The sequence below is a fragment of the Pantoea sp. JK genome, from assembly GCF_026130245.1.
Classification (GTDB): domain Bacteria; phylum Pseudomonadota; class Gammaproteobacteria; order Enterobacterales; family Enterobacteriaceae; genus Pantoea; species Pantoea trifolii.
Genome location: NZ_JAINFN010000004.1, coordinates 304470 through 328180 on the forward strand (window position 1 = coordinate 304470; position 23711 = coordinate 328180).

24 protein-coding genes are annotated in these 23711 nt (G+C 55.3%); 10 read left to right on the forward strand and 14 right to left on the reverse strand.

Annotation, left to right across the window (positions count from 1 at the left end; genetic code table 11):
* Nucleotides 1-192: 192 nt before the first annotated feature.
* Entirely contained in the window at nucleotides 193-444 is a 252-nt protein-coding gene (locus PanJK_RS11860; RefSeq protein WP_008106027.1) for a biofilm development regulator YmgB/AriR family protein, read from the forward strand.
* A gap of 12 nt (nucleotides 445-456) precedes the next feature.
* On the opposite strand, the gene PanJK_RS11865 is transcribed toward PanJK_RS11860, so the two are convergent.
* From PanJK_RS11865 to PanJK_RS11875, 3 genes are all read right to left on the reverse strand, one after another.
* Nucleotides 457-774: a hypothetical protein gene (locus PanJK_RS11865; RefSeq protein ID WP_154191695.1), complete on the reverse strand. Its 318-nt coding sequence runs from the start codon at nucleotides 772-774 to the stop codon at nucleotides 457-459.
* Between the two features lie 171 nt (nucleotides 775-945).
* Nucleotides 946-1245, reverse strand: coding sequence for an I78 family peptidase inhibitor (locus PanJK_RS11870; protein ID WP_265299862.1), 300 nt, complete (start codon nucleotides 1243-1245; stop codon nucleotides 946-948).
* Between the two features lie 311 nt (nucleotides 1246-1556).
* Nucleotides 1557-4142: an EAL domain-containing protein gene (locus PanJK_RS11875; protein WP_265299863.1), complete on the reverse strand. Its 2586-nt coding sequence runs from the start codon at nucleotides 4140-4142 to the stop codon at nucleotides 1557-1559.
* A 218-nt stretch (nucleotides 4143-4360) separates the two neighbouring features.
* Here PanJK_RS11875 and PanJK_RS11880 point away from each other — a divergent pair, with 218 nt between their 5' ends.
* Nucleotides 4361-5008 (forward strand): CPBP family intramembrane glutamic endopeptidase, encoded by a 648-nt coding sequence (locus PanJK_RS11880; RefSeq protein WP_008106020.1) that lies wholly within the window; start codon nucleotides 4361-4363, stop codon nucleotides 5006-5008.
* A gap of 41 nt (nucleotides 5009-5049) precedes the next feature.
* On the opposite strand, the gene PanJK_RS11885 is transcribed toward PanJK_RS11880, so the two are convergent.
* Complete coding sequence (locus PanJK_RS11885) at nucleotides 5050-5781, reverse strand: SDR family NAD(P)-dependent oxidoreductase (protein ID WP_265299865.1); 732 nt, start codon at nucleotides 5779-5781, stop codon at nucleotides 5050-5052.
* A 99-nt stretch (nucleotides 5782-5880) separates the two neighbouring features.
* On the opposite strand from PanJK_RS11885, the gene PanJK_RS11890 reads away from it, so the two are divergent.
* Nucleotides 5881-6261, forward strand: a complete 381-nt coding sequence (locus PanJK_RS11890) for a winged helix-turn-helix transcriptional regulator (RefSeq protein WP_265299867.1) — start codon at nucleotides 5881-5883, stop codon at nucleotides 6259-6261.
* A gap of 33 nt (nucleotides 6262-6294) precedes the next feature.
* Here PanJK_RS11890 and PanJK_RS11895 read toward each other — a convergent pair whose 3' ends face one another.
* A complete protein-coding gene (locus tag PanJK_RS11895) occupies nucleotides 6295-6462 on the reverse strand; it encodes a hypothetical protein (RefSeq protein WP_008106014.1) in 168 nt (55 codons plus the stop codon).
* A 213-nt stretch (nucleotides 6463-6675) separates the two neighbouring features.
* Here PanJK_RS11895 and PanJK_RS11900 point away from each other — a divergent pair, with 213 nt between their 5' ends.
* Nucleotides 6676-6846 (forward strand): hypothetical protein, encoded by a 171-nt coding sequence (locus tag PanJK_RS11900; RefSeq protein WP_007887091.1) that lies wholly within the window; start codon nucleotides 6676-6678, stop codon nucleotides 6844-6846.
* 111 nt (nucleotides 6847-6957) lie between these two features.
* Nucleotides 6958-7191 (forward strand): hypothetical protein, encoded by a 234-nt coding sequence (locus PanJK_RS11905; RefSeq protein WP_256695739.1) that lies wholly within the window; start codon nucleotides 6958-6960, stop codon nucleotides 7189-7191.
* Between the two features lie 114 nt (nucleotides 7192-7305).
* Here PanJK_RS11905 and yniD read toward each other — a convergent pair whose 3' ends face one another.
* From yniD to PanJK_RS11930, 5 genes are all read right to left on the reverse strand, one after another.
* Nucleotides 7306-7413 carry a small membrane protein YniD gene (gene yniD / locus PanJK_RS11910; RefSeq protein WP_021507251.1) on the reverse strand — a complete coding sequence of 36 codons (108 nt, stop codon included), beginning with the start codon at nucleotides 7411-7413 and terminating at the stop codon, nucleotides 7306-7308.
* A gap of 79 nt (nucleotides 7414-7492) precedes the next feature.
* Nucleotides 7493-7921 carry an OsmC family protein gene (locus PanJK_RS11915; RefSeq protein WP_154183140.1) on the reverse strand — a complete coding sequence of 143 codons (429 nt, stop codon included), beginning with the start codon at nucleotides 7919-7921 and terminating at the stop codon, nucleotides 7493-7495.
* 62 nt (nucleotides 7922-7983) lie between these two features.
* Nucleotides 7984-9174, reverse strand: a complete 1191-nt coding sequence (gene lldD, locus PanJK_RS11920; RefSeq protein WP_265299876.1) for an FMN-dependent L-lactate dehydrogenase LldD — start codon at nucleotides 9172-9174, stop codon at nucleotides 7984-7986.
* 23 nt (nucleotides 9175-9197) lie between these two features.
* Nucleotides 9198-9941 (reverse strand): transcriptional regulator LldR, encoded by a 744-nt coding sequence (gene lldR, locus PanJK_RS11925; RefSeq protein ID WP_265299878.1) that lies wholly within the window; start codon nucleotides 9939-9941, stop codon nucleotides 9198-9200.
* Nucleotides 9942-10117: 176 nt separating this feature from the next.
* A complete protein-coding gene (locus tag PanJK_RS11930) occupies nucleotides 10118-11290 on the reverse strand; it encodes a cyanate transporter (protein ID WP_265299880.1) in 1173 nt (390 codons plus the stop codon).
* 87 nt (nucleotides 11291-11377) lie between these two features.
* Here PanJK_RS11930 and PanJK_RS11935 point away from each other — a divergent pair, with 87 nt between their 5' ends.
* Both PanJK_RS11935 and PanJK_RS11940 read left to right on the forward strand, forming a co-directional pair.
* Nucleotides 11378-12238, forward strand: coding sequence for a LysR family transcriptional regulator (locus PanJK_RS11935; protein WP_008105998.1), 861 nt, complete (start codon nucleotides 11378-11380; stop codon nucleotides 12236-12238).
* Between the two features lie 88 nt (nucleotides 12239-12326).
* Nucleotides 12327-13688, forward strand: coding sequence for an amidohydrolase family protein (locus tag PanJK_RS11940; protein WP_265299883.1), 1362 nt, complete (start codon nucleotides 12327-12329; stop codon nucleotides 13686-13688).
* A gap of 164 nt (nucleotides 13689-13852) precedes the next feature.
* On the opposite strand, the gene PanJK_RS11945 is transcribed toward PanJK_RS11940, so the two are convergent.
* The gene (locus PanJK_RS11945; RefSeq protein ID WP_256695734.1) at nucleotides 13853-14050 is read right to left on the reverse strand and encodes a hypothetical protein; all 198 of its coding nucleotides are present in this window, start codon (nucleotides 14048-14050) and stop codon (nucleotides 13853-13855) included.
* A 398-nt stretch (nucleotides 14051-14448) separates the two neighbouring features.
* Between PanJK_RS11945 and dbpA the strand changes: the two genes are divergently transcribed.
* From dbpA to PanJK_RS11960, 3 genes are all read left to right on the forward strand, one after another.
* Complete coding sequence (dbpA, locus tag PanJK_RS11950; protein WP_008105991.1) at nucleotides 14449-15828, forward strand: ATP-dependent RNA helicase DbpA; 1380 nt, start codon at nucleotides 14449-14451, stop codon at nucleotides 15826-15828.
* Between the two features lie 140 nt (nucleotides 15829-15968).
* Entirely contained in the window at nucleotides 15969-16931 is a 963-nt protein-coding gene (locus tag PanJK_RS11955; protein WP_008105989.1) for a chemotaxis protein, read from the forward strand.
* An 856-nt stretch (nucleotides 16932-17787) separates the two neighbouring features.
* Nucleotides 17788-19344, forward strand: a complete 1557-nt coding sequence (locus tag PanJK_RS11960; RefSeq protein WP_256695733.1) for a methyl-accepting chemotaxis protein — start codon at nucleotides 17788-17790, stop codon at nucleotides 19342-19344.
* A gap of 382 nt (nucleotides 19345-19726) precedes the next feature.
* Here the strand turns inward: PanJK_RS11960 and PanJK_RS11965 are convergent, their stop codons facing one another.
* The 3 genes from PanJK_RS11965 to PanJK_RS11975 form a co-directional block, all read right to left on the reverse strand.
* Entirely contained in the window at nucleotides 19727-21016 is a 1290-nt protein-coding gene (locus PanJK_RS11965; RefSeq protein ID WP_265299888.1) for an HAAAP family serine/threonine permease, read from the reverse strand.
* Between the two features lie 381 nt (nucleotides 21017-21397).
* Nucleotides 21398-22393, reverse strand: a complete 996-nt coding sequence (locus PanJK_RS11970) for a glycosyltransferase family 2 protein (RefSeq protein WP_256695731.1) — start codon at nucleotides 22391-22393, stop codon at nucleotides 21398-21400.
* Nucleotides 22390-23697 carry an oligosaccharide flippase family protein gene (locus tag PanJK_RS11975; protein WP_265299891.1) on the reverse strand — a complete coding sequence of 436 codons (1308 nt, stop codon included), beginning with the start codon at nucleotides 23695-23697 and terminating at the stop codon, nucleotides 22390-22392. Before PanJK_RS11975 ends, PanJK_RS11970 begins: the two co-directional genes overlap by 4 nt.
* Nucleotides 23698-23711 lie beyond the last annotated feature (14 nt).

The following is a 23711-nucleotide window of genomic DNA, read 5'->3' on the forward strand; positions in this document are numbered from 1 at the left end:
CGACTGCAGGCAAACGTGAAAAAATATGTCTACACGTTACTGACATTATTCTACACCGCATCTATGTTTAAAAAACCACCAGTCTTCACTGGCGACGCGCTGTCTGTTCTGGACAGTCCGCATGATTAACCTTTATTTCCCCATGCTGCCATTATCCGGCGGTGGGCATCGTTGTCTCTGCGGAGGTCAGCTATGAGAACCCAGCCAAACAGCGCCAGTCGGGCGATTACCGACTATTTCAATAGCCCAGCCTGGCATGCACCGCATGAGAGCGACATGTTGGCGGCGATCATGCGCGAACTGATGGATGACGGACAGCCTGCCACCAGCAAAGCGATTATTGCGCGCGTGATTGATAAGCTGGAATTTGAAGGGGATGAACAGCAGCTGCAAAGCTATCGCAACTTACTGGCAAAACTGCTGGAATCGGGGCCGCAGAACTAGCGGCCCACGCCCTTATTTTACTGTACGCAGATGGTCGGCTTCGCTGACAAACGCCTTACCGCTCTGACGCTGGTACAGGCAGAGTTCGCGCCCGACCTGATTTTTCATGTGCTTTTGCGGATAGCGACCTTCCAGCAGCAGCGCATCAAAGCCCACGCTGTCATCATACTGGATCGGCTTACCGACCACTTTCACTGACTTCAGGCCGCTGGCCTTGAGACAGCTTTGCTGCATGTTCTTGTCGTTTTGCTGCCACGCCGCTTCGCTCGATGCCTGCGCCAGCGGGCTTAACATCAGCGTTAACAGCAGCAGTTTTGCACTCTTTTTCATCATCGCTCCTCTATCAGCCTTACAGGCCGAAAGATAAAAAAATTCCCGCCGAAGCGGGAAGAAATAAGACGAGCATTGCATATTCGAGAGTGACGAGGAAATCTCCGTAGTGCGCAGTTATTCTCGCCCGGCGCTGTGACAGCCAGATGACAATGCAATGTCGTTTTGGTGTTATCCGCAGTACACCCGGGAAATCTTACCGCTTTGATCTGCCGCGAAATTCACCCGACGCAGATTGAAATCCATCGTTACCGCTGAATTCCACGGAATGGCACGCACCGGCACCGCGAAGCGTTTGCTATCGAGCGTTGATAATGGCTGACCAACGTAGTTTTGATATTGCGATGCGCCGCACTGATCGGTTTCCGGATCGTGGCTGGCAGCAGCGCTGCTGTCAGGTTTGCTGGCGGACTGGCAGGCGCTGAGGGCAAATAAGGCCGTTACCAGTAGCGCTTTTCCATAATGGGTCACAAGTTTCTCCTCCTGGATTAATAGACAACCGGTTTTTGAGAGTAGCAAAGCGTGACCGTGAAGCGGAAATATTTACAGCAGATTGGTCGCGTAATTTCGCTTTAAAGCACGATCTTCCTCTCAAAAGTTAGGATTAATCGCACGCACTGTCTAAACATCAGGCGTCGGAACACTACAATTAACTAAGAATTTTCTTAGTTAGGAGGCGTTATGGAACTGGTGATTTTTGTTGGCTTCGCGGCGCTGATGACGTTTGTTGCGATCAGAGTGCGTTAAGCGGTTTCACACGAGGGTCGCCATACATGGCGACCCTACGATGTAACTTCTTCCTGCAACCGCGCATTAAACGCCCCCAGCGGCATGGGACGGCCCAGGAAATATCCCTGCCCTTCCTCGCACGACAGCGCTTTTAGCTCTTTCAGCTGTGCTTCGGTTTCAATCCCTTCTGCGGTAATGGTCAGCGCAAACGCGCGTGCCAGGCCGACTATCCCCGCCACTACCGATTGTGCCTGCTGCGATTCAGGGAACTCCTTCATCCATGAACGATCGATCTTCAGACCGTTGAACGGGAAGGTTTTCAGATAACCCAACGCCGCATAGCCGGTACCAAAATCATCCACCGTCAGCCGCACGCCAAGCGCGCGCAGTCCTTGCATGATTTCCAGCGCGCGATCCGGATTTTCAAAAGTGACGTTTTCGGTGATCTCCAGTTCCAGCCGCGTAGCCGGTAATCCACTCACCTCCAGCGCATGCGCCACGCGCTGCACCAGATCGTTATTACGAAACTCCACCGGCGAAATGTTGACGGAAACATAGCGCTGATCGCCCCAGTCGCGGGCGTCTACGCAAGCACGCATCAGCACCCAATCGCTGATCGCCGCAATCAGGCCGTTCTCTTCCGCTAAAGGGATAAAACGATCGGGCGTGATCCACTGATCGTCGGCTATCTGCCAGCGAATCAGCGCTTCCGCGCCGGCCAGTTGTCCACTTTGTAGCTGATAGCGCGGCTGATAATGCAGCGTGAAGGCGTGATTGTGCAGCGCCGCTTCAATTGCCTGCACCATGTCGCGTTTTGACTGCAGATGGTTGGCCATATCGCTGGAGTACCACACCCACTGATCGCGTCCGGCACTGCGCGCCTGAGCCAGCGCAATATCGGCCAGGCGTAACAGCGCTTCCGGATGCGCAGCATCCTGCGGTGCCGAAACGATGCCCATGCTGGCGGTAAGGCTGATATGATGCGAGCCGCTGATGATCGGTTGATGCACCATGCGCTGCAGCGCACGACAGCGGTATTCTACGCCAGCGCGCGTGCTTTCGCGCAGCAGCAAAATAAAGGCATCGCCGCCGAGCCGGGCCGCCAGTTCATTCGGCGCCAGCAGGCTTTTCAGCCGTTTCGAGATCTCATTCAGCACTTCATCGCCGACCGCATGGCCCCACGTATCGTTGATCGGTTTGAACTGATCGAGATCGAAACTGATAACAAACAGCGGATCATCCTCGCTAACGCTCTCCAGATACGCGGTTAAATACTCCTGCAGCTGCATGCGGTTCGCGAGGCCAGTCAGCATGTCATGACGTGACAGAAACTGAATGCGCGCTTCGGCGTCCACTTCGTGGGTGATATCCGACACCGTGCCGCGAAAACCCGAGCGCAGGCCGTTACGCCGAATGGCTTTCGCCATTAACTGCCCAATGCGGCGCTCGCCGTTGGCCGACATAAACTGGCAGCGCAGCGGCTCATGCTGCACCTCTTCGCCCTGGCGCATCAGCCAGGAGACCAGCGAATGGCTGGGATGGCTCAGCAGTTGATCGAGCGGACGCCCCATCCAGCTTTTCACTTCATGGCCGGTCACCGCCGCAAAGCGCGAGGAGAGATAGCAGAGACGGCCCTGATCGTCGATTTCCCAAATCCAGTCCGAGGCGGCTTCCGCCAGATCGCGAAAACGCTCTTCGCTGTTGGCTAACTCACGCTGACTGATCGCCAGCATTTCAAAACGCCGATCGGAGATCACCGCATTGTGCAGCGCATGACGCAGCACGCGACGCGTCACCAGCGCCACCGCCAGCGCGGTGAACAGCAGCAGCGGCATCATCAGCCAGATCACGCCGAAACCTGGATTTTTTGGCTGCCAGCGTAACACCAACGGCTCGCCCTGCAGCACCGGCTCAACCAGCCGAGGTTCAAACAGCGCATCGTTTAAATCGCTGGCGATGCGCGGCTCAATCACATTCAGAGATTTGCCCAACGAGAGCAGCTTGTCTGGGGTAAAGATGTTAACGAACACCATCACCGAAGCAGGGCCGGGAATGGTCGGCAAATCCGGCACTTTGCCCGGCGTAATCGGCGCGGCCACCAGAATGGCCGGATGATTCTCCACCTTTGCATTGCGTGCCACGGCATCATGCAGCGTACGTGCCGTGCTCACCAAAAGGTCACTTTGTGCGCCTAACCAGCTTTCTAACGTGACATCGGATAATTTGCCGCGAATTACCGCGTAACGGGTTTTCCCCTTGCCATCCACCACGAACACGCCGTCGTAGTGATACTCCTTGTAGAATCCCGGACCAAAGTTCTCTTCGTCCCACGCCCAGACTTTATTGATTGTCAGATGCAGGTTTTTCCAGCCTTCGCCCCAGTTAGCATAATCGCGCGCATCGACGATCATCTCCTGCTGCTGTTGCTGCCACGCCTGACGCAGCAAATTGGCATCCTGCTGGATGGCGTCGATATTTTGTCGATGGGCGATAACCAGCACCATCACCACAGAGAGAAGCAGCACGCCAAACAGCAGCGAGGACAAGGTGCGCAGGCTGCGCCGCGTTACCCGTACCGTGTGTGCTTCCATGTTGGCCCTGGCGGCCAGTGCCGCGTGCCGGTGAAACTCAGAATTCATGCGCAATGCTCGCGAAATACAGGCAGCAAAAAAGGCGGATGACAACGCAGACTGCGCACATCTCCACCCTGTAAGGGTTTGAAAGGTTATCGGCCCCGAGTGCCGCAGATTTAGTCTTGTTGGTGGAATATTTGAGCAGCGCAAATGTGCAGCACGCCACCTCGACAGCGATGATCGGCGTTGCTACTATGCGCTCTCCTCTGCTCGCTGAGTCGCCTATGGACACCCAATCCGACAAAGTTACGTTGACGCTGTTTTACGTGGGTAGCTTTGTGGTCTATTACCTTGTGACCATGTTGGTTACGCTGTTTCCCAATTACGGGATGCTGCGCACCAACGGCTTGCTGATGCCAGTGCTTTGCCTGGTGGAGTTTGCGGTGATCTATCCGCTGTACCGTTTTTACTGTCAGCGTCGCAGCGATATTCCGCTGGGGTATGTGCGTCCGATGCAGGCGCTGCTGTTTATCGGTTTGCTGTTTGCATTGATGGTGGCGCAGACGCAGTTTCTGCAACCGGAAGGCTGGCTGATTGCGCAATCGCAGCAGGGGCGCAGCTCGATGCTGATTCTGCTGCTCACCGCCGTCTTGCTGGCGCCAGTATTTGAAGAAGTGCTGTTCCGGGGATTTTTACTGCAAGGTTTTCTGCTGTGGGCGCCGAGAAGTCGTTTTGCCTGCATGCTACTCACTTCCCTGCTGTTCGCCGTGATGCACACTCAATATGTGCACTGGGAAACGCTGGTCGCCTTAACGCTGTTTTCCCTGCTGTTGTGCTATGCGCGTTTGCGCAGTAACAGCCTGGCGCTGCCGATTTTCCTGCACACGCTGAATAACCTGATCGCTATCCTGCCGGCCTGGTATTTCGCCTGACCAAAGCAAAACAGCCATCCTGAGATGGCTATTTATGATGCTTATACCTGCGTCAAACCGCCATCCACACAGATTTCTGCGCCCGCAATGTAGCTGCTCTCGTCACTGGCGAGGAACAGCGCGACGTTGGCCACTTCTTCGGATTTACCCATTCTACTGAGCGGAATGGTGCTGGTAATGCCGTTGCGCACCTCTTCAGAAGCCGCCTGCATCATATCGGTATCGATCGGGCCAGGCGCCACCACGTTTATACGGATGCCGCGCGCGGAGAGCTCGCGCGTCCAGGTGCGGGCAAAAGATCGCAGCGCGGCTTTGCTGGCGCTGTAAACGCCGTAACCCTGAGTGCCAATCACATCGGCAATTGAACCCATCAATACCACGCTGGCGCCGGGCTTCAGCAGCGGCAATGCTGCCTGCAGGGCAAACACCGGCGAGCGCACATTGAGGCCGAAGATTTGGTCAAAATGCCCGGCGCTAATCTCATCAATGGTGGCGTACTCCGCCATGCCAGCGTTGATCACCAACACATCCAGCTGGCCGGATTCGCGCCTGATCGTCTCGATAATGCGCGTTAGTTCACTCTGCTGGCTCACATCGGCACGCAGCGGATGCGCGTTGCCGTTGATGCTGCTGCTGGCGGCCTGTAACTCTTCATCGCGGCGCGAGGTAAACCAGGTTGTCGCGCCTTCACTGGCAAAACGCTGGCTGATCGCCAGACCAATTCCCTTTGCGCCGCCCAAAACCACCGCCACTTTGTTATCCAGTCTGCTCATCTGCTCTCTCCTGTTTGGGTAGAAAGCCGATGGTATATATTTTATACTTAATAACAATTACGCACTTTATTTATACCAGATATCGCGGAGTATATCGCCATGGCGGAGATCGACGGTAACAGCTTGAGAGATGTAGGAAAAACCCGGCCGGTGCTGGAGCACATCACCAATAAATGGTCGATTTTAATTCTCACCGTGCTTTGTACTAAGCCGTCGCGTTTTAACGAGATTCGTCGTCGGTTGGATGGCATCACCCATAAAGCGTTGGCGGATGCGTTAAAGCGGCTGGAGCGCAATGGGCTGGTGAATCGTGAAGTGTTAAACACAGCGCCAATCGGTGTGGAATACAGCCTGACGCCACTGGCGCAGACGCTGCAACAACCGTTTATCGCGCTGTATGACTGGGCGCTGGAGCATGGTCCATCACTGGAACGCGCGCAGGAAGCGTACGATCGCACCCACGCAGATGAGCCAGCGTAGGGTCGCCATTCATGGCGACCGCTGGCAAAAAAATTACGCTTTTTCCGCTTCGAAATGGTTTTTGAACTGCTCGTAGATCGAAATCATGTTAGAAGCATCACCCTGCAGCGGGCTCAGTTTTCCGGCGCGCACCAGTTCAATCACCAGCTGTAGGGCGGCTTGTTTTGGGTTGCTGGCTGGCTGGGCAATTTCGTTCGACATGTTAACTCACTCATCGTTTTTATCAGGGCCGCATAGTTTAGCCCAGATTGAGCTACGGTTGCGCACCGTGATGCGTATAATCTTGCGAGCCGGACACGAAAGCCGCTCAGGGTGATAATTGACTCTCAAGGCGTTTAGCTATACTGGATCAAAAAAAGGGAACGACCAGCCACACATTCCGTACCAGCGAGAAGGTGTTAAAGGAGTCTGATTATGCTGATTGGTTTTGTTTTATTAGTGAGCGCGTGTGGGCATGATGCCTGTGATGCCTTACCGGTTTCGGAGCGTATCTATCCGACCAAAGTGGCCTGTGAGCAGATGGCCGATCGCATCCATAAAGTGCGGCCAAATGTGGTCTTACTTTGTGGCGAAGTGCACCGTTAATTCGGTGCCAGCTTTATTAAAGTTGCGCAAATAGTAGCCAAACGGCATTGCAAGAATGGGTTGTAGCGTTCAAAATATAAGCTGCTTTTCACTATCATCGTTGTGAATCCAATGAAAACATCTCGCCCCCGTCGTCCAAACGGACGCTGGGTTTACTACATTTTGTATGATGGCATTCTCTGGCCCTGCCCCGTACGTTGGGAATGGGAAAGCGGCTTCGGCGGCTGGCTGCCATTCTATTTCTCGCCCACTTTTGAGTTCGTGGCGGGCGATCCACGCAAGGCCTATCGCATTGCGCGCAGCAGCGTGCGTAACGTACGCCAGACAGACAGTGAGTTCGCCTGATTGATTAGCCGATCTGCCATGGGAACCACGATGCCGTGAGCAGATAATGCAGTAACTCCAGCACTAAAATTACCATCACTAACACGCCAAGCTTGTGACTGCTGATCCACTCTTTCATCCCCATATCATCGCCGCCCAGCGAATCAGCATCAGCGCCCCGCAGATGCACAACAGCACCACGATCATTTTCCAGTGTTTGGTTGCAGCCAGTTTTTTTGCCACGCATCCTCCAGACGACAGAAAGCAACGATGCGCCCTAAGGCGCACCGTTGATTCTAACGCTGGTCACCCATTTGGGCGATTATTTATTCAGCGTGTAGTCGAGCGTGATTTCAGCATTCAGTACCTGAGAGACCGGGCAGCCCGCTTTGGCTTTCTGGATAATCTCATCAAACTTCGCCTCATCAATACCCGGCAAGACGATGGCGCTGGTCAGCGCGATTTTGGTAATGGCAAACCCGTCGCCCTTTTTATCCAGCGACACATCAGCGGTGGTATCAATGCTTGTAGGCGGATGCCCTTCATTGCCCAACATCAATGACAATGCCATGGAGAAACACGCGGCATGTGCGGCACCAATCAGCTCTTCCGGGTTGGTGCCCTTCTCGCCTTCAAAACGGGTATTGAAACCGTAAGGTTGATTGCTCAACACGCCGCTTTCCGTACTCACCGTACCTTTGCCTTTAATGTCGCCTTCCCAATGGGCCGATCCTTTCTTATGAATGGTCATGTCATTCCTCCTGTTATGTTCGACAGCTATTGAGTATAGACAACATGACTCATTCTGCTGGATTAGCTCACCGCGCGAGGACGCGCCGGACTCAAGCCCGCCTCGCTCAGCAGCGCGTTAGCCTGCACCAGCGAAGCCTGAGTAATCTCTTTGATCGATTTCGCACCGGTCAGCGTCATCGCCACTTTCATCTCTTTCTCAATCAAATTGAGCAGATTTTCAACGCCGCGCTGACCGTGCGTTGCCAGCGCATAGACAAACGCGCGTCCCAGCAGCACGCTGTCGGCTCCGAGCGCAATCATGCGCACCACATCCAACCCGCTGCGAATGCCGCTGTCGGCGAGAATAGTGATATCGCCTTTCACCGCATCGGCAATTGCCGGCAACGTGCGCGCCGACGACAGCACGCCATCCAGCTGACGCCCGCCGTGATTCGACACCACAATGCCATCGGCACCAAAACGTACCGCATCGCGCGCATCTTCCGCATCAAGGATGCCTTTGATCACCATCGGGCCATCCCAGAATTCACGAATCCACTCCAGGTCTTTCCAGGAAATCGACGGATCGAAATTGTTCGCCAGCCAGCCGATGTAATCTTCCAGCCCGGTCGGTTTGCCGAGATAGGTGGAGATATTGCCGAGATCGTGCGGACGGCCATGTAAACCGACGTCCCACGCCCATTGCGGATGCGTTGCCGCCTGCCAGTAACGACGCAGCGGCGCATTGGGGCCGCTCATGCCGGAGTGCGCATCACGGTAGCGTGCGCCCGGCGTCGGCATATCGACGGTGAACACCAGCGTGGTACAGCCAGCGGCTTTGGCGCGCTCCAGCGCATTGCGCATAAAGCCGCGATCGCGCAGCACATAGAGCTGGAACCACATCGGACGATTAATCGCAGGCGCCACTTCTTCGATGGGGCAAACCGACACGGTGGAGAGCGTAAACGGAATCCCTTTCAGCGCCGCCGCGCGCGCCGCCTGCACTTCGCCACGTCGCGCATACATGCCGCATAAGCCGACCGGCGCTAATGCCACCGGCATCGATAGCGTTTCGTTGAACAGTTTGGTTTCAAGGCTCAACTCCGACATGTTTTTCAACACGCGCTGGCGCAGCGCCACGTCGGAGAGATCGGCGACATTGCGCTTCAGCGTGTGCTCGGCGTAGGCGCCGCCATCCAGATAGTGAAACAAGAACGGTGGCAAGATGCGTTGCGCCGCGGCGCGATAGTCACTGGCAGCAGAAATGATCATCCCTTATTTTCCTTGTGCTGAGGTCATGGGTGGCCCGGCAGACGCGTAATGCGCGCCTGGCGCGCCTCATCTTCATGCAGGGTTTTCATGGTGGTGTGAACAAAACCGAGGTGATCCATCGCTGCCTGGCGCGCCGCTTCAGCGTCACCGGCCATCACCGCATCAAATATCGCCTGATGCTGTTCGTTAAGACGATTGAAAATCACCGGTTGGGTATACATGCGCTGGCGACTGTGCAGCACCGAAGATTGCAGCAGATCGAAAAAGCCGCGCATGGTCTGCAGCAGCACCACGTTATGCGAGGCTTCGGCGATGGCGAGATGAAAACGCAGATCGGCCTGCGCCGCGAGATCGGCATCGTCGCTGTGCTTAATCTTCAGCAGCGCATCAAAGGCGAAGCTCAGCTTCTCTTTATCCGATTCGGTGGCGCGCAACGCCGCATGCCACGCGGTGCTGGCTTCTATCGCGTGGCGCGCTTCGAGAATGTCATAGCGATAATCGGGATCCTCCGCCAGCAGCTGGCGAATTGGCTCAACGATGCGCTGTTCCGACCACGGCTGCTGCGGCTGACGCAGCCAGGTGCCGCCACCGCGTTTACTGATTAACACGCCGCTGCTGATCAGTTGCTGGATCGCCTCGCGCAGTGACGAACGCGACGAACCAAACTCCGCCGCCAGCGCGCGTTCGGACGGCAGCCGCATGCCCGGCTCCAGCTGGTGCTCTGTAATCCAGGCGCAGAGCCGCGCCCGCAGCGTGTTTTCCGTCATCGCATTATCCTGTGTGATACACACCCGCCACGCTAAATTGGTAGGACCAAAATGCAGCGTGGCGGACTTCGTGGAGGAGAATGGTTAATGCTTTGTTATTTCGATGCAACGAAACGGGCGGGATTTTTCATGTTATGTGACGACGCGGCCACAATTGCGCCATGCGGTAGGACCAATTACGCCGTAGTCCGACCAAAGGCCCGACCATAACTGCGCGGGTGAAAGCGCAGATTCAGCACGATCAGCCCAACCGTCACCGCCGTCTGCATCAACCAGACGCTGGAGAAACTGTGGGTCAACGCCTGCAGCTGACCGGCGATAAACGGCATGCAACCCGCGATGATAAAACCTGCGCCCTGCATAAACGCCACCAGCCGCGCACCGGCCTGCGGATGCGGCAGGTGATCGAGTGCCAGCACCATCGCCAACGGAAACGCCGCGCCCAGTCCAAATCCGGCAATCGCCGCCCACAACCACGGCGCGAACAGCGGGGCAAACAGAAAACCGCTCATGCCGATCAGCTGACAAACCAGGCTGATAATCAGCTGCGGACGCCGATCCGCCTTGCGCGCCAGTAGCGGCATCAACAGCGCACCCGCAACCTGACACAGAATCATCGCGCCAAGCAGCGATCCGCCAGCCTGCGCCGACCAGCCAAGATGATGATAAGCATCCGGCAGCCAGGCAACACAGGTGGCGTAACCGCCGTTCACCAGGCCAAAACTGATCGCCAGCGTCCAGGCGCGTGGCGTGCGCCACAGCGACGGCAGCGCAACGTTTTCCGTGCTGGCGGCGGTGGGCACGCGCACGTAAAGCCACAATCCAATCGCCAGCAGCACCGGCAGCGCCCAGCCGGTCAGCGCCAGCGACCAGCCAAAATGATCGCTGAGCCACGGCGATAACGCTGCCCCCAAACCGCCGCCGCCCATCAACGCGCCGGCCCATAATCCGGTGACTGGCGCGCTGCGCTGCGCAAAGCGCTGACGAATCAGGCCCGGCATCGCCATCTGCACCACGCCCACGCCGAGGCCGCCGAACAGCGCGCTAACCACCAGCCAGCTGCCGCTGTGGATCACGCCTCGCGCCGCCAGCGCCAGCAGCAACAGCGTCAATCCGGCCTGCAGTAAGCGTTGCAGCGGCACACGCTGCATCAGCGAAGCGCTCAGCAGCGCGACCGCGCCCATCATCACCATCGGTACCGCAGGCAGCAGCGAGGCCGCCAGTGAAGAGAGTCCCATCGTCTGGCGAAGCTGGCCGAGTAATGGACTAATAGAAGTGAGTAACGGTCGCATATTCAGCCCAGCCAACACCAAAGCGCCGAGCGTTAATCCGTCATAATGTCGATTCATACACAATCCTGCTGCAAAGAGGTTGTCAGCATCGCAGCAGTCGTTACTATTTGGAAATGAAATAACACCATAACGACCAGTGGAAAAATGAATCGTCAGCCGATGTTTACCCCGCAGCAACTGCTGAGTTTTGTGGCGGTGTGCGAAACCGCCAGCTTTACCCGCGCCGCCGATCGCGTGCATCTGTCGCAATCCACCGTCAGCCAGCAGGTACGTCGGCTGGAAGAGATGATCGGCAAACCGCTGCTGCAGCGCACGTCGCATCAGGTGGCGCTCACCGAAGAGGGCGAGAAGCTGCTGGGCTATGCGCGCCGCATCATCGCGCTGAACGGCGAAGCGCACGACGTGCTGAGCGATAAATGGCGTGACGGCGTGTTGCGCCTCGGCGTGCCGGAAGATTTCGCCGCGCCGACCGCCGGCTTGCTGGCCGAATTTAGCCGCGAACATCCGCAACTGCGCCTCGATGTGATGAGCGGCATGTATGTCGATCTCCATCGCGCCTGGCAGCGCGAGGAGCTGGATATCATGCTTATCAAGCAGCCGGGCGGCGAACGTCCGCTGGCTGCGCGCCCCGAGCCGCTGCTGTGGCTGGACAGCGCCGCACATCCCTGCTTTGAGCAAACGCCGGTGCCGCTGGTGGTATTCCCGCAGCTCGGTTTGTATCGTGAAGAGATGGCGCAGACGCTGGATAGCCTTGGCCGCAGCTGGCGCATCAGCTACAGCAGCTCCAGTTTGGTGGCGCTCGCCAGCGCCAGCGCCGCCGGATTGGGCTTAACGCTGCTGCCCGCCAGCTGCCGCTTGCCTGAACATCGCGTATTAGGTGAAGCCGATGGTTTGCCCAGCATCAACCATTTTGAACTGGCGCTGTTTTGCCGTGCGCCGCAGGACGATCTACAGCAGGCGTTAGCCGCCGCGCTGGTGACCTTTTGTCAGTTGCAATGGCAGTGATTTTTCCACTGCTAACCAGTGGCAAATATCGCAGCGCGCTGCGTTGAGTTTTGCCAGATTAAGCGTTTCTCATTTGATGGAACCTCTGATGCAACTAACCTCTCCCAGCCGTCGCGAATTCCTTAGCCTGACCGCCGCCGGTAGCCTGCTGGCCGCCGGCATCAGCTACGCCGCGCCCGCTTCACCGCTGCTCGCCAACAGCCCGCAGCCGCACACGCCACCGCCGCGCGTTGCGCATTATCAACTGCTCAACGTACGCCTCGAAGAGGACTTTGAGCGCGACGGTAAAGAGGTGATCGCCACGCGCACCGCGCTGTACGACATCACCATCAAAGACGGCACTTTTGCGGCAATGGATGCCGCAGGCAAAGCGCGCAACGCCGCCTTGCCACAGTGGGATGCCAACGGCGCCCTGCTGCTGCCGCGCACCCGCGATATGCATATCCATCTCGATAAAACCTTTTACGGTGGCCCGTGGGAAGCGCCGCGTCCGCGCCAGGGCAAAACCATCATGGATATGATTGCGCGCGAACAGGTGCTGATCCCGCAACTGCTGCCGACCTCGCAGGCGCGAGCGGAAGCGATCATTGGTTTGCTGCACAGCAAAGGCACCACCGAAGCGCGCAGCCACTGCAACATCGATCCGGTTAGCGGCCTGAAAAGCCTTGAGCACCTCAAGCTGGCGCTGGCGAATCATCCGGAATTCCCGTGTGAAATCGTTGCCTTCCCGCAGCACGGTTTGCTGCACTCGAAGGTCGATGGCTTGATGCGTGAAGCGATGCAGATGGGTGTGCAGTTTGTCGGCGGGCTCGATCCCACCAACGTGGATGGCGCGATGCAGGCGTCGCTGGATGCGATGTTCCAGATCGCCCTTGATTTCCAGCGCGGCGTGGATATCCATCTGCATGAAACCTCGCCATCCGGCGTGGCGGCAATTCAGTACATGATCGATACCATCGCGAAAAACCCGCAGCTCAAGGGCAAAGTGACGCTGAGCCACGGCTTTGCGCTTGGCACGCTGGAAGGCAAAGCGCTGGATCAGATGATCGCCGGCATGGCCGAACAGCAGATGAGCGTGGCCTCGACCATTCCAATTGGCAAACTGACCATGCCGCTGCCGCAGTTGCAGGCGGCGGGCATCACGGTGATGACCGGTACCGACAGCGTGATCGACCACTGGTCACCGTTTGGCACCGGCAGCATGCTGGAAAAAGCCAATTTGTACGCGCAGCTGTATCGCGGTTCCGATGAGTTTGGCTTGAGCCGCGCGCTGCATATCGCCACCGGCGGGATTTTGCCGCTGTCGAATCAGGGCGAGCGACAATGGCCGAAGGTCAACGATGAAGCCAGCATGATGCTGGTCGAGGCCAGCTGTTCCGCAGAAGCCGTCGCCCGCATCTCCCCGGTACGCGCCACCTTCCACCGCGGGTTGCCCGTATTCAGCGCCTGATGTTACCCGTAGGGTCGCCATTCATGGCGACCGTCTCAATGCACGCACCGTTTACATGGCGACCATCTCAATGGCCGCACCACCCCAACAAAAAAGCCTCCGCAAGGAGGCTTTACGTACGACATAAACAGGGCGGCACGCGCACACCCGATGAGTGCTGGATTTTACGAAAGCATCTGAATCGCCAGCGCGTACAGCCGCTGGTTTTCATCGTCACGGACAGGCTCTTCTTCCGCATAACAGGCAATCATGGAACTCACTTTATCCGAGGATAAGGTTTCTCCATGCACATGCAGCGTTAACACGGCGCGGCCGACGATTTTCAGAATGTCTTCGTTTTGTCCCTGGACAGAATGACTCAAAATGACCTCTGAAATATTATGGGTTTTTAATAATTAGCCAAATGGCGCGCTAAATATAAAGCAAATCAGCCATTCGTTTTAATCAGAATTTTACCTAACCGCAGCCATTCATTAGCGAGACACCTCTAAAAAGGGTGCCAAAAGACGTGATAACAGTTGTTTCACAACGCTAATTCTCCCTTTTCGTTAAAGATGTCTTTTTTTAACGCAACTTCTCAGGATTAAATCAACCTTAAAAGCATTAGAACTTCGCACCATTGAATGCCTAAAAAAGAGACAAGTCTGGTATAACGCTTACTGATTTCAAGTAGGAACCAGCGGCGCTTTTGCCATTGCCGATCACGCCCCTTTCTGCCAGACTGACCGCCGCAATCCTACCCGCAATTAGAGACTTTCCCGTGACTGCTTTTTCTACCCTGACGCAACTGCCCGCCAGCCAACTCGATAACCTGCGCGAGATGGGTTTCGACGCCATGACGCCGATTCAGGCTGCTTCCCTGCCCGCGATTCTGGAAGGGCGCGACGTGCGTGCGCAGGCGAAAACCGGCAGTGGCAAAACCGCCGCCTTTGGCGTGGGCTTGCTGAACCGCATCGACAACAGCCAGTTCCACACCCAGGCGCTGATTCTGTGCCCGACGCGTGAACTGGCCGATCAGGTCAGTAACGTGCTGCGCCAGCTGGCGCGTTTTACGCGCAATATCAAAATTCTGACGCTGTGCGGCGGCCAGCCAATGAGCGCGCAGCGCGATTCCTTAGTGCATGCGCCCCACATTGTGGTCGGCACGCCGGGCCGTTTGCTCGATCACCTGAAGCGCGACAACCTCGATCTCAGCCAGCTGCAAACGCTGGTGCTGGATGAAGCCGATCGCATGCTGGAGATGGGCTTCCGCGACGATATGGAAGCGATCATCGGCTTTACGCCGGAAACGCGCCAGACGCTGCTGTTCTCTGCGACCTGGCCGGATACCATCGCCAGCCTCAGCCAGCGTTTTCAGCGCGATGCGCTGGCGGTCGCCACCGAAGACAAAACCGAGTTACCAACCATTGAGCAGCAGTTTATTGAAGCCAGTGCCAAAGAGCGTCACAGCCTACTCGGCGCGCTGCTCAGCCAGCAGCAACCGGCCTCCTGCGTGGTGTTCTGTAACACCAAGCGCGAGTGTGACGACGTGGCCGCCGCGCTCAACGAACGTGATATTAGTGCGTTAGCGCTGCATGGCGATCTCGAGCAGCGCGATCGTGAGCGCGTGCTGATTCGCTTCGCCAACGGCAGCATCCGCGTATTGATCGCCACCGATGTCGCCGCGCGCGGCCTGGATATCAAATCGCTGGCGCTGGTGGTGAATTTCCAGCTGGCGTGGGATCCGGAAGTGCACATTCACCGTATCGGCCGCACCGGTCGTGCGGGTGAGAAAGGTCTGGCGGTGAGCTTTGTCGCCCCCGATGAAATGGTGCGCGCCAATGCGCTGGAAGAGTATCTGCAGCAGAAGCTTAACTGGGTTTCCTCCAGCACGCTGAAAGGCACCAGCGCCAAATCGCTGCCGGCGACCAAAATGACGCTGTGCATTGATGGTGGCCGCAAAGCCAAAATCCGTCCCGGCGATATTCTGGGTGCCTTGACCGGCGAAGCCGGTTTCAGCGGCGATCAGATCGGCAAGATCGATATGACGGCCACGCACGCCTATGTAGCTATCGACGCCGCTCAGGCGAAGAAAGCGCTGATCAAGCTGAAAGAGGGCAAGATCAAAGGTAAAAGCGTGCGCGCCATTCTGTTGAAATAAATCGTACCCGCGTGAGGGCGATCGCTCTCACGCTAAAATTTCCGTTATCTCCCCTTCATTTTTTTTCTCTTCTGCCGATAAGTTAATCACGGCGATATTGCCCTGCCCTTTACCCAGCCCAGATCTGCTCCGAGGCCATGATGGATAATTTTCAGAAAGAGATCGATGAACGCGCCAACCTTGCGCTTTCCAATAAATTCGAACTGCTGTTGTTCCGACTGGGTTCCGATCAGCTGAAAGGCAAATCTGAGCTGTACGGCATCAACGTGTTTAAACTGCGTGAAATCGTGCCGATGCCAACCATCACCCGCGCTGCGGGCATGCAATCGCCGCTGCTCGGCATGGCGAGTATTCGCGGCCAGTTTATTCCGGTTATCGATCTGCCTGCCGTGACCGGTTGCAAACCGGAAACCGGCCTTAACCTGCTGCTGGTGACCGAATATGCGCGCAGCACTCAGGCGTTTGCCGTGGAATCGGTGGAGAACATTGTGCGTCTCGACTGGAGCCAGGTGCATACCGCTGAAGCGGGCATCGGTAGCCGCAACATCACCAGCATCGCCTGTCTGGATACCGATGGTCAGAGCAACAATCTGGCGATGGTGCTGGATGTTGAGCAGATTCTGTATGACATCATTCCTTCCGTGCGCGGCGTTGAGCCGAGCGCAGAGACCGCCAAAGACTTCAATCTGAAGCCAGGTCAGGTAGCGATTGTGGCGGAAGATTCCAAAGTGGCGCGTCAGCTGCTGGAGCAAGGCCTGAAAAGCATGGGCATCCCGGCGATTATGCACAACACCGGTCTTGAAGCCTGGATCAAAATTAACGAGATGCAGAAAGAAGCCGCAGCCAACGGTGAATCGATCCACGACAAGATCGCGCTGGTGCTGACCGATCTCGAAATGCCGGAAATGGATGGCTTTACCTTAACGCGCAACATCAAGCGCGATAACAATCTGCGTCAGATTCCGGTGGTGATTCACTCATCGCTCTCCGGCAGCGCCAACGAAGATCACGTGCGTAAAGTCGGTGCCGATGGTTACGTGGCGAAATTCGAAATCAACGAGCTGTCGAATGTGATTCACGGCGTGCTGAAAAAGCCGCGTTAATTATCGTAACGCCACCCTTCATGGCGTAATGCTTGTCAGTTAAGAAAACATTTTGCTTTGAATAGGTAGCGGGCTCTGACACATCTGCTGCGTCACGGGCCGTCCTCGCGCCGCTAGCGCGATGCCTTCGGCTTCCACGTCGTGCCGACGGACCGTTCGCGGATCGGCCGTCCTGGCCGGCCCCGAACTGCCTCACGCATCCATGCGTGAGGCTCCTGGCCCAACGTAAAAGCCTCAGCGCTGCGAATAGCCCTTTTGCCGCAGCAGACGCGTCAGCGCATCTAACTTATGAGCCCTTTTCAGCAACACACACTGAAGCTTGGAAGCAGGCCGGGGACGCTTTTGGGCAGGCAATCCGCAGCGCTGAACGAAGTGAGGAAGCCAGGAGAGCCCGCAGGACGCGGGCGAAAGGCGGAGCCGGGACAAGGATGTCCCGTCTACGCCGGTCCGTCAGGCAGACGAGCGAAGTGAAGGTACCGCGTAAGCGGCGCGAGGACAGCCAGACCAAAAGTGGCCCCGGCCTGCGCACTCATCGTTGGCTTAACTAACAAGCATTACGCCATTCATCGCGACCAGTTAACCAAGTGTCCATCAATGCGCACCCTACAAAATCCTTGGCATTTCCGCCCAGCCAAAACCCAAGGTTAACGTCATTAACCAAACTGTGACGTACCTCTAAAAAATTAAAGTTAAAACATTAACAACCGATAACTGATAGCGCTTGCGCCGGTGCTGCCATACCAGCTTTGTCACGCTGCGCAACGATTTTCACCTTACAAAACATCAACCTGAAGCGGGCACCTTGCCTGCTTGTCCGTCTTGAAAACATCAATTTTTGGCATTACGGGGAGATCCAATGTTGAGCTTAAAAAATATGAAGGTCGGCGTCCGTCTGGGCATCGCCTTTGGTCTGGTGGTGGCACTGTTAATCATCGTCGGCGTCACGTCGATAACCAAAATTAACAACATCAAAACCGGCATTACCTCGATCGTTGAAGATCGCTATATGAAAGTCCGTCTTGGCTTTGACGTGCGCGACGGCGTGAACGAACAGATCAAATATCTGCGCGGCATCGTGATTGATACCACGCGTCCGGAAAATAACGTCAAACGTTATCAGCAATTAGCGGACGCCACTGACAAAACCAACAGCGCGATGAATAAAATCAAAGCGGTGCAGGTGACTGAAGTGGGTAAAAAGAAGATTGCCGGTCTGTTAGCCGCCAGCGACAAGTTTGAAGCGGAGAAAAATGCGCTGCTGAATCTGGTACATGCAGGCGATGCTGATGCCGCCAGCGCCTATGTACTGAAATCCATTACCAGCACGCAGAATGCCTTTCTCGATAGCGCCGTGGCGTTTGCCAACTCACAGTCACAACAGCTGGAGCAGGAAGGCGCAAAAATTATTGATAACGGCTCATCAGCCATTGAGATGACGCTGATCTTCTCTGCTATCGCCATTGCCGCCGCCATCGTGTTGGGCTTTATGCTGACGCGATCGATTGTGCGTCCGCTGAATGAAGCGGTGGAAATAGCCGGAAAAGTCGCAGCAGGCGATCTCAGTTCACATATAGAAGTGAGCGGCAAAGATGAAACGGCGGTGCTGATGCAGGCGCTGCAGGCGATGAACGACAACTTGCTGACCATCGTTTCCGATGTGCGCGCCGGTTCCGATACCATCGCCGTGGCATCAAATCAGATCTCCAGCGGCAACATCGATCTCTCGTCGCGTACCGAACAGCAGGCCAGCTCGCTGGAAGAGACCGCGTCAGCGATGGAGCAGATGACCGCCACCGTCAAGCACAACGCCGAGAACGCGCGCGAAGCCAATCAGCTGGTGGCCAATACCTCCAACGTGGCGAAGCAAGGCGGCGTAGTGATGGAACAGGTGATCGAGAAGATGGAAGCGATTACGCTCTCTTCGAAGAAGATCGTCGATATTATCAGCGTGATCGACTCCATTGCTTTCCAGACTAACATTCTTTCTCTTAACGCCGCCGTCGAAGCCGCACGCGCCGGTGAACAAGGCCGTGGTTTCGCCGTGGTGGCCACCGAAGTGCGTAATCTGGCGGCACGTTCGGCGTCTGCGGCGAAAGAGATTAAGGTGTTGATCGAGGACTCAGTGGCGCAGGTGGATGAAGGCAGTCGTCTGGTGACGCACGCCGGTTCAACCATTGGTGAAGTGGTTAACAGCGTGAAAAGCGTGGCGGATATCATGAGCGAAATCACCATTGCCAGCAGCGAGCAGAGCAGCGGGATCAGCGAGATCAACTCGGCGATTACGCAGATGGAAGCGGTAACGCAGCAGAACGCCGCGTTGGTGCAGGAAGCCTCAGCGGCGTCGCAGGCGTTGCAGGAACAGGCCGATCGTCTGGCGCAGTCAATGAGTGTGTTTAAAACGGCGGCAGTGTAAAGATAAACAGGTTGCCATGAATGGCAACCCTACGGGATTTATAGCGATTTTGAGTTAAGAATACGCACGACTGCTACAGCGACGGTGTTGAGGCGACATCCCAAACCGCTGAGCGAATGAGGGATTCCAGGGCGAGCCGCATGGATGCGGCGAGAGGTGGCGCTGAGCAGGAGCGAATCGCCACCGGTCCGTCAGGAATCGTGAATGAGTGAAGGTACCGCGCAGCGGCGGGTTGGGCTGGCGCAAGGCCCGGGAGTGCAGAGGGCGCGGCCAGGCGCTCTCTGCTCGGTCGCCGCACGAAGGTGCTGCAACTGCCTCAGCAACTGGCGAACGAAAGTCGCTCAATGCTTAACTGAGCGCCATTAATGGCGCCCCTACAATGCTAACTCACCAGCGAATACGCAATCGACGAAATCGCCAGCACGCCAACAATCACCACAAACAGGTTACTGATCTTCCCGCTGTACTGACGCATCGCCGGCACTTTCTGGATGGCGTACATCGGCATCAGGAACAGAATCATCGCAATGATCGGCCCGCCCAGCGTTTCAATCATGCCCAGAATACTGGGGTTCAGCGTCGCCACCAGCCAGGTGGTCAGCAGCATAAACGCGGTGGTCAGGCGATTAAGGCGCTGCGGCGTAACGGTTTTTCCGCGGCTGCGCAGCGACTTCACCACCATGCCGTTAAACCCTTCACGCGCTCCCAGATAATGCCCGAGGAACGATTTGGTGATCGCTACCATCGCAACGATCGGCCCCATCCAGGCAATCATCGGCACATTAAAGTGGTTTGCTAAGTAAGACAGAATGGTGATGTTCTGATCTTTCGCCGCCTGCAGATCGGCGGGCGACAAGCTCAGCACGCAGCTGAACACAAAGAACATCACCGTCACCACCATAAGTAGATGGGCGTTCGCCAGAATGCGCGAACACTTCTTCTCCGCGCCTGCGCCGTACTCATCGCGCTTGGCAACGGCAAAAGAGGAGATGATCGGCGAATGGTTAAAGGAGAACACCATCACCGGAATCGCTAACCATAGCGTCATCAGAATGCCGTGGCCGCTTACATTCGCGTTTAACGATAAGGTTTCCAGCGCCGCGCCATGCCAGTGCGGCACCAGATAAGCCGCCAGCAGCATCAGCACCGCCACAAACGGAAACACCAGCACGCTCATCGCTTTCACAATCATCTGCTCGCCAAAGCGCACCACCGTCATCATGCCGATGATCAGAATCAGCGACAGCAGCACGCGTGGCGGCGAAACCAGCCCCAGCTGATGCACGATAAAGCTATCGACGGTATTGGTGATCGCCACGCTGTACATCAGCAAGATCGGATAGATGGCAAAGAAGTAGAGCAAAGTGATGACCTTACCCGCGCCCACGCCGAAGTGCTCTTCCACCACTTCGGTAATGTCTTCGCCGGGATTTTTACCGGAGAGGACAAAGCGCGTTAACGCGCGGTGCGCGTAATAGGTCATTGGGAAGGCAAGAATCGCCATGATAATCAGCGGAATCAGCCCGCCTGCACCAGCGTTAATCGGTAGAAAAAGCACGCCCGCACCAATCGCCGTACCGTACAGACCCAGCATCCACACGGTATCACTCTTACGCCAGCCCTTAGCCGCCGTTTCTACGGTGCCAAGCGTACCGGTTTGTGAGTTGTCCATCTGTCTCTCCAGAATTTCAAGCTTTATCAACACGCAGCCACAAGGATGACTGCTCATCATGGCGTAGGCTGCTCCGCCCGGCCGGAACGCAAAGGATGACGCTTCATGAGATGAAATTCACGCATCCTGATGTTTTGCGCCGCACTAAATGCACGGAACATGCGCGCAATCGATTGCATGGGGCGCTATTTGACATGAGACGCGGGATGAGTGCAAGAAGGAGAAATGGAGAGTGTGCAGAAAGACGGGAGGAAAGTGGAAAGGTGTGGCAACGCTGGGCTGTTGCCACGGGTAAAGCTGAGAACATCGGGTGAAACTCCCCCGGCAACTAGCCTCTGTACAGCAAATGCGTCCAGAGACTAACACCGGGAGAATTTCAAATCAGAATGCGCGCATCCTGTAGAGTGCATAAAGAAAATAGTACGCTGTAAGTGTATTCAAATTCATAATCATGTACTTCAATTTTTCATTTTTATTCAGCAGAATGAAAATACCTTTTGAGTATTTACCCCGCTTTATTTCATTAATTTCCTGGGCTATATCCGCAGGTGAAAACGAAGAGTGATACATCGCCGTCACGATTTGCATATCCAACGCGAGTACACGTTTGGAAATGCCCTTGAGGAAATAATCGAGATTGCTGGACTGATATTTACTGATTATCGAATCATACAGTGCAGTGAGAAACTGTTTACGCACTTTCAGTTCACTGTATTGCACTTTACGCTTCGATAATGAACCCTCCACATCTTCATAATGATAAGCAGCGCCCGGTGTGACAAGGAAATTGCTAATACAACTGAAGAATTTAAGGTTAAACAACAAATCCTCGCTCATGGAGATACCTTCCAAAAAGCGCAGGTTCAGCTCATCAATAATCTGACGGCGATAACATTTGTTATGCAGATAACCGATGTTATCACTCATCTCCAGCTCACCGAGCACATAAGGAATGTCCTCGTTGCTGAAGAAGCCCGCCTGCGACACTTTTCCTACGCGGTTGTCGTTGAGGTTTCCCACCATCAAATCGACAGACTCCGCTGGCCAGGCATCGAGATTCTGTTTGAAGATCATCAGGAAGTTATCGTCCACCCAATCATCCGCATCGAGGAATAACACATATTCACCGCAGGCCTGCTGCATTCCGCTGTTTCGAGCAGCGCTGACACCGGCATTTATTTGGTGAATCACCGTGACCTGCGAATAAGCGCTAAACTCCTGCAGAATATTTGCGGTTGAATCGCTGCTGCCGTCATTAACCACAATCACTTCGTAACTGCTGAACGTCTGTTTAAGCACGCTCAGCAAGGTACGTTTAATGGTTTTTTGTGAGTTATAGACGGGAATGATAAGACTAAATAGTGGTTTTTCATTCATGATAAACTCTCTTTACTGTCTGAGGTTTTGATATTGTTGAATAACAGCCATAGTTTCCTGGGGTTGATAAATATTTGGTGAATACGCATTACCGGTTGAGCAGGGAAAAAGTAATTAAGCAGGGAGAACGATAAAAATTCGGTTAATACCACGCTCATGGCCGCGCCATTTAAACCGAAGTTAGGAACCAAAATTAAAGAAGAGGCCACGCAAATTAATAACACCACGAAGGTTTTCTTCACTAAATAGCGATATCCGTTGTACTTAATAATGAAACGATCCATCACGCTGCTCAGTACCGCGCACATCGCACCGACGCTGAGTAACAGCGTTGGCGCGACCGCATCGAGATACTCCGCACCGTAAAAGTCACGGATAAACCATCCGGACAATAACCAAATCGCCAGAATCACCAGCGACGAGACGCCAATCACCAGCAGGTGTAATTTCTGCGCTTTGATAATCGATTGCCGATCGTCACGCTCGGCAAAGAACGCCGGGAAAAAGGAAGCCAGCAAGGCATTGGGTAAAAATACCCACGCGGTGGCGAGCGTCAGCGCGACAGAGAAAATCCCCGCCTCTTTCACGCCAAGGAAATACGACACGCTGATTTGGTTAACGCGGGTATAAATCGCCACCGCAATCACAGAAAACACCAGAGAAATACCGGACGCCACCATATAGCGGGAATATTTCTTCATCTGGCGCAGTGCCGGAATCGGTACCTGACGATGGTATTTCAGGAATATCGTCAGTTTGATAGCAAAAGGAATAAAGGTCGCCAGTACGATCGGAATCGACAACAGTTGCGAATCCAAACCGTAATACGAAATAAAGAAGCGCACCGTTAGACTGATAGCCAAACCCGCCAGATTGGCGATCACATTCAGGCGCGCATTGAGCATCGCTTCGTTGTAGATATTGACCAGATCCAGCGAAGAGAAAAGACAGGCAATCGCCGCCGCGAAGATAAACACCCGCGCTTCAGTGCTCCACTCTTCGCCCATAATCAACATGCCGCTGGCCGCCAGCACGCCGTAAATCACCAACACCAGCAGAAAGGTCGCCATCATTAAGCGCATGCCGGAGTGATGATTTTGCGACAAGCGTTTCAGCAGAATCACATCGCTGCCCATTAACGCGATGCTCTGGATGAACTGAAATACCAGCATCGAGATCGAGATAATGCCGAAAGTGGTTGGCCCAACGTATTTCGCCACATAGGAGGTGATAAATATCAGGCCGAATACTGCAATCAGCTTTTCAGCGATCATCCACATGGAGTTTTTTAATTTATCTTTCACAACTTAACCTCAGC

Bases quoted from the DNA above. Each gene is read 5' to 3' on its own strand.
- PanJK_RS11860 (WP_008106027.1), top strand. From the start codon at position 193: ATGAGAACCCAGCCAAACAGCGCCAGTCGGGCGATTACCGACTATTTC.
- PanJK_RS11900 (WP_007887091.1), top strand. From the start codon at position 6,676: ATGCTGATTGGTTTTGTTTTATTAGTGAGCGCGTGTGGGCATGATGCC.
- PanJK_RS11955 (WP_008105989.1), top strand. From the start codon at position 15,969: ATGGATAATTTTCAGAAAGAGATCGATGAACGCGCCAACCTTGCGCTT.
- PanJK_RS11915 (WP_154183140.1), bottom strand. From the start codon at position 7,921: ATGACCATTCATAAGAAAGGATCGGCCCATTGGGAAGGCGACATTAAA.
- PanJK_RS11970 (WP_256695731.1), bottom strand. From the start codon at position 22,393: ATGAATGAAAAACCACTATTTAGTCTTATCATTCCCGTCTATAACTCA.
- PanJK_RS11965 (WP_265299888.1), bottom strand. From the start codon at position 21,016: ATGGACAACTCACAAACCGGTACGCTTGGCACCGTAGAAACGGCGGCT.
- PanJK_RS11865 (WP_154191695.1), bottom strand. From the start codon at position 774: ATGAAAAAGAGTGCAAAACTGCTGCTGTTAACGCTGATGTTAAGCCCG.
- PanJK_RS11940 (WP_265299883.1), top strand. From the start codon at position 12,327: ATGCAACTAACCTCTCCCAGCCGTCGCGAATTCCTTAGCCTGACCGCC.
- PanJK_RS11875 (WP_265299863.1), bottom strand. From the start codon at position 4,142: ATGAATTCTGAGTTTCACCGGCACGCGGCACTGGCCGCCAGGGCCAAC.
- PanJK_RS11960 (WP_256695733.1), top strand. From the start codon at position 17,788: ATGTTGAGCTTAAAAAATATGAAGGTCGGCGTCCGTCTGGGCATCGCC.
- PanJK_RS11895 (WP_008106014.1), bottom strand. From the start codon at position 6,462: ATGTCGAACGAAATTGCCCAGCCAGCCAGCAACCCAAAACAAGCCGCC.
- PanJK_RS11880 (WP_008106020.1), top strand. From the start codon at position 4,361: ATGGACACCCAATCCGACAAAGTTACGTTGACGCTGTTTTACGTGGGT.
- PanJK_RS11885 (WP_265299865.1), bottom strand. From the start codon at position 5,781: ATGAGCAGACTGGATAACAAAGTGGCGGTGGTTTTGGGCGGCGCAAAG.
- PanJK_RS11935 (WP_008105998.1), top strand. From the start codon at position 11,378: ATGAATCGTCAGCCGATGTTTACCCCGCAGCAACTGCTGAGTTTTGTG.
- PanJK_RS11905 (WP_256695739.1), top strand. From the start codon at position 6,958: ATGAAAACATCTCGCCCCCGTCGTCCAAACGGACGCTGGGTTTACTAC.
- lldR (WP_265299878.1), bottom strand. From the start codon at position 9,941: ATGACGGAAAACACGCTGCGGGCGCGGCTCTGCGCCTGGATTACAGAG.
- lldD (WP_265299876.1), bottom strand. From the start codon at position 9,174: ATGATCATTTCTGCTGCCAGTGACTATCGCGCCGCGGCGCAACGCATC.
- PanJK_RS11930 (WP_265299880.1), bottom strand. From the start codon at position 11,290: ATGAATCGACATTATGACGGATTAACGCTCGGCGCTTTGGTGTTGGCT.
- PanJK_RS11890 (WP_265299867.1), top strand. From the start codon at position 5,881: ATGGCGGAGATCGACGGTAACAGCTTGAGAGATGTAGGAAAAACCCGG.